The 4,346-nt window shown below is 71.2% G+C and carries 5 protein-coding genes; 1 reads left to right on the forward strand and 4 read right to left on the reverse strand.

Annotated features, from left to right (window positions below; translation table 11 throughout):
* From miaA to C665_RS18635, 3 genes are all read right to left on the reverse strand, one after another.
* A partial coding sequence (gene miaA, locus C665_RS18625; protein ID WP_083854724.1) for a tRNA (adenosine(37)-N6)-dimethylallyltransferase MiaA occupies positions 1-452 on the reverse strand: 452 nt, incomplete at its 3' end.
* Positions 453-665: 213 nt separating this feature from the next.
* A complete protein-coding gene (locus tag C665_RS18630) occupies positions 666-1,229 on the reverse strand; it encodes a FlgO family outer membrane protein (RefSeq protein ID WP_004326581.1) in 564 nt (187 codons plus the stop codon).
* Positions 1,229-1,744 (reverse strand): hypothetical protein, encoded by a 516-nt coding sequence (locus C665_RS18635; protein WP_004326583.1) that lies wholly within the window; start codon positions 1,742-1,744, stop codon positions 1,229-1,231. The genes C665_RS18630 and C665_RS18635 overlap by 1 nt, the downstream gene beginning before the upstream one ends.
* Before the next feature lie 389 nt (positions 1,745-2,133).
* Here C665_RS18635 and C665_RS18640 point away from each other — a divergent pair, with 389 nt between their 5' ends.
* Complete coding sequence (locus tag C665_RS18640; RefSeq protein WP_004326584.1) at positions 2,134-2,715, forward strand: YqaA family protein; 582 nt, start codon at positions 2,134-2,136, stop codon at positions 2,713-2,715.
* 42 nt (positions 2,716-2,757) lie between these two features.
* On the opposite strand, the gene mutL is transcribed toward C665_RS18640, so the two are convergent.
* The coding region (gene mutL, locus C665_RS18645; RefSeq protein WP_004326586.1) for a DNA mismatch repair endonuclease MutL at positions 2,758-4,346 on the reverse strand (1,589 nt) is incomplete at its 5' end.

Raw genomic sequence — 4,346 nt, forward strand, 5'->3', positions numbered from 1 at the left:
CGGGCGAGCTCGGCGTGCAGCGCCGGCCAGCCGCGCCCGGCGGCCTCGTCGTCGAGCGCGCGGCGCAGCTCGGGGTCGGCCGCGGGCAGGTCGGAGAGCCCGTCGCGCAGCGCCTTGAAGTACAGCATGGTGCCGCCGGCCAGGAGCGGAATATTGCCGCGTGCGACGATCTCGCCCATCAGGCGGATCGCGTCGGCGCGGAAGCGTGCGGCCGAATAGCTCTCCTCGGGCGTCACCACGTCGATCAGGTGGTGCGGGCACACCGCGCGTTCCTCCGCGTTCGGCTTGGCGGTGCCGATGTCCATGTCGCGATACACCAGCGCCGAATCCACGCTGATCACCTCCACCGGCAGGGCTTGCGCGAGCGCAAGCGCGCTCGCGGTCTTGCCGCTGGCGGTGGGGCCGAGCAGCAGCAGGGCGGGCGGCAGGGGGGCGGGGATGGGCGGAGGCAGTTTGGGCGAGGCCGAAGTGTGCGCTCGGGCGCGGGATTCGCGACGGCGCAGGGCGCGCGGATTATCTCCCAGGCCGTCGTGATCCGCCAGCGTGCGACCCGCAACCCCTCAGGTTTGCCGAGAACGGCGGCGCATTTCCAGGCTGATGGGGCCGGTGCCGAAAAGCTTGCGGTCGGCGGGGGCGCGCGTTCGCCCGCCCCCGGGATGCAGCGATCAGCGGTGGCCGCGCAGCATCGAGCGCGTCATCGGGTCGAGCGGCAGGGCGTAGTCGTGCACCGCCAGCACCACGTTGGTCTCGGGCTGGATGACCTTGAGGTTCACGAACACCATCTCGCTGCTCTGCGCGTAGGTGCCCACCACCACCGCCTGCGCGTCGTGCGTGCTGGCGAGGTCGCGGATCTCGCGGGTGAGCATCAGCTCGCCCTGGTCGCGCGCCATATAGACGTTGTTGCGGAACTTCATCTCGATCATGCGGTAGCCGGCGAGCGTGAAGCGCGCCGAGACCTGTTCGGAGATGAGGCGGCCGAGGGTGGAGGATTGCTCGAGCGCGTCGATGTTCACCACGGTGGCGGCGATCAGTGCCTGCGTCGGCGCGAGCTGGCCGCGCAGCTGCGCGAGCAGGCTGTCGGCCGCGGCGTAGTTGGACGGGATCAGCGGGTTGGCGGCGGCGGCGTCGAAGCTGATGTCCTTGCGCGACGCGACCGGTTCGGTGGCGCAGCCGGCGGTGACGAGCACGGCGGCGGCGAGGGCTGCGGCGAGGATTGCGGGCTTGCGCATCATTCGCCTCCGACGACCTGGAAGGACTTGGTGCGCGCCTGCGGGGCGGCGAGGTAGAGCGCCTCGTCGGCCGCGTCCGCGCGGAACACGCCGGTCTCGCGCGCGATGAACCGGCTGTTGTCCGTCACGCTGGTGCTGACGATGATCTCGAGCGAGCCGGTGGCATCGACGCCGGGCTTGACCTGGGTATCCACGCCGACGCGCAGGGCGCCGGCCGGGGTGCGCAGCACCGGGTGGCCGGCCTCGAGCAGGGCGGTGATCAACTGCGTGGAAAAGGCGCGGTCGAAGGCCGAAGCGTCGGCATGCTGATTGACGAACAGCGCGGTCTGCGGGGCCAGGCGGGCGGACAGGCGCTGCGCGACGTCGCGGGCGAGGCTGTTCCAGTGCGAGGCGGAGTGCAGTGCGCGCTGCGAAACAGCTGCCTGGGCGTTCGCCGCGGGGGCGTGATGGACGGGCGTGGCGCAGGCGCCTGCCAGCAGGGCCGCAGCGCTGGCCGCGGCGAGGGTCTTCTTCATGGAGCGCATTCTCCGGGACGGGGCACCGCGTCGGTCGCAGGCGGCGAGGACGGTGCCGGGCAAGTGAAACGGCGTATGTCGCAGCTATGCCGAAAGCTAGCAGAAGCCCCGCTCCGACTCAATTGCGCCGCATCGGCGGATGAGACATAGTTCCGCGCCGTGGCGCTGCACAAAAAACGGGCAGCGGGGGAATACGCCTGTCCGTCAGCGCCTTGCGGAACTTATCCACAGCTTGTCCCGGGAGCTGCCCACGGGTGCTGGGGACAAAGCCGGCGGTCGCCATGGTGAGCGATGCGTGGATGAGCGTGCCCGCAAAGGAGAAGTGGCTTGCAGGTATGATTGCGCGCGCTGTGCACGGGGCGTCCGTGCAATCCTGTCGAGGTGCTTTCTTGAAGATCTTTTCGCCGCTGTACGAGCGCACGATGGTGTGGTCGCGTCATCCGCGCGCGCCCTGGTTCCTGGGGGGGCTGAGTTTCGCCGAGTCGTCGTTCTTTCCGATCCCGCCGGACGTCATGCTCGCGCCGATGTGCCTGGCGAATCCGCATCGCGCCTGGTGGTTCGCGCTCCTGACCACCCTGACCTCGGTGGCGGGGGGACTTTTCGGCTACCTCATCGGCTACTACGCCTTCGACCTCATCGAGCCCTGGCTGCGCGGCAGCAACTACTGGGGCGCCTACGAGCAGGCGGTGGCATGGTTCGATGCCTGGGGCTTCTGGGCGATCTTCATCGCCGGCTTTTCGCCGATTCCCTACAAGGTCTTCACGATCGCCGCAGGCGTGGCGTCGATGGCCCTGCTGCCATTCACGCTGGCCTCGTTGATCGGGCGCGGCGCGCGCTTCTTCCTCGTCGCGGGCCTGATGGCCTGGGGGGGCGAGCGCATGGAGGGTGCGCTGCGCAAGTATGTGGACCGCATCGGCTGGGCCACGGTGGCCGCGGTGGTGGTCGGGGTGCTGGTGTATCGCGCGGGATGATGCAGGCGCGCCGACGGGCGCGCATTCGGCACCGGGGGTGTGCTACTGCCCGCGCATGAAGAAGCGGTCGAGCTCGGCCAAGCTCAGCTGCGTCCACGTGGGGCGGCCGTGGTTGCACTGGTCGGCGCGCTCGGTCGCCTCCATGTCGCGCAGCAGGGCGTTCATCTCGGGCAGGGTGAGCTGGCGATTGGCGCGCACCGCGCCGTGGCAGGCCATGGTGGCGAGCAGCTCGTTGCGGCGCGCGGTGACGACCTCGGTGGCGGGGAATTCGCGCAGCTCCTGCAGCAGCTCGCGCACCAGTTCGGCCACCGGCGCGCTCGCCAGCAGCGCGGGCACGCTGCGCACCACGAGCTCCTGCGGACCGGCGGCGGCGATCTCGAAGCCCATGCCGGCGAGTACCTCGGTGCCTTCCTCGGCCGCCGCCATGTCCTTCGCGCCCACCGAGAACACCGCCGGGATCAGCAGGCGCTGCACGGCCGGGCGGCCGTCGATCACGGTCTTGAGCTTCTCGTAGAGGATGCGTTCGTGGGCGGCGTGCATGTCCACCAGCACGAGGCCGGCGGCATTCTGGGCGAGGATGTAGATGCCGTGCAGCTGGCCGAGCGCGTAGCCGAGCGGCGGCGCCTCGCCCGTGGCGGTCTCCGTCGGCGCCGGGCGCGGGCCCGACTGGATCTCGCCGGGGCGGTCGGGCAGGCTGGCGCCACCGCTATCGCGTGCGCCCGCGGCGAAATCAAAGTAGGCGCGGCTCGCCGACTCCATCGCCAGGCGTCCTTGGCGGGCGTCTGCGGGCGGCCAGGACCGCGATGCGGGGTGGTGGGCGGCCGTCGGGACGGAAAGCGGGGGGAGGGCGCTCGAGAAGCCCCCTTGCGGGACGGTGCCCGATGCCGGGGAGGCCGCGGGGCCGGCACCGACGCCAATGGCTGCGGGCGCGTGCAGCTCCGCAGCGCGTCCCGCTCCGCTCTCGGCCAGGGTGCGGCGCACGGCGTGGAAGACGAACTGATGCACCGCGCGCGACTCGCGGAAGCGCACCTCGATCTTGGCCGGATGCACGTTCACATCCACCCCGGCGGGGTCGAGCTCGAGGAAGAGCACGTAAGCCGGATGGCGCGCGCCGTGCAGGATGTCGGCGTAGGCTTCGCGCACCGCGTGGGCGAGCAGCTTGTCGCGCACGAAGCGGCCATTGACGAAGAAATACTGCGCGTCGCGGCTGGCGCGCGAATAGGCGGGCAGCGACGCGAAGCCGGCCAGGCGCAGTATCCCGGCGTCGGCCTGGACCTCGCGGGCGTGCTGCAGGAAGTCGTCGCCCATCAGCGCCGCCACCCGCGCGGCGGGCGGTGAGGGAGGGAGGCGGTGGATCACGCGGCCGTTGTGGGCGAGCTGCAGGCCGATGTCGGGGCGCGCGAGCGCGACGCGGCGGAACATGTCGTCGCAGTGGGCGAACTCGGTGGATTCGGTCTTGAGGAACTTCCGCCGCGCGGGGGTGTTGTAGTAGAGGTCGGCGACGTCGACCACTGTGCCCTGGTCGAGCGCCGCCGGCTCGGGCTCGCGCCCGGCCTCGATGCGCCAGGCGTGGCTCGCGCCCTCGGCGCGGCTGGTGATGCCGGTGCGCGCCACCGCGGCGATGGCCGCCA

The organism is Thauera aminoaromatica S2, assembly GCF_000310185.1.
Lineage (GTDB): Bacteria > Pseudomonadota > Gammaproteobacteria > Burkholderiales > Rhodocyclaceae > Thauera > Thauera aminoaromatica.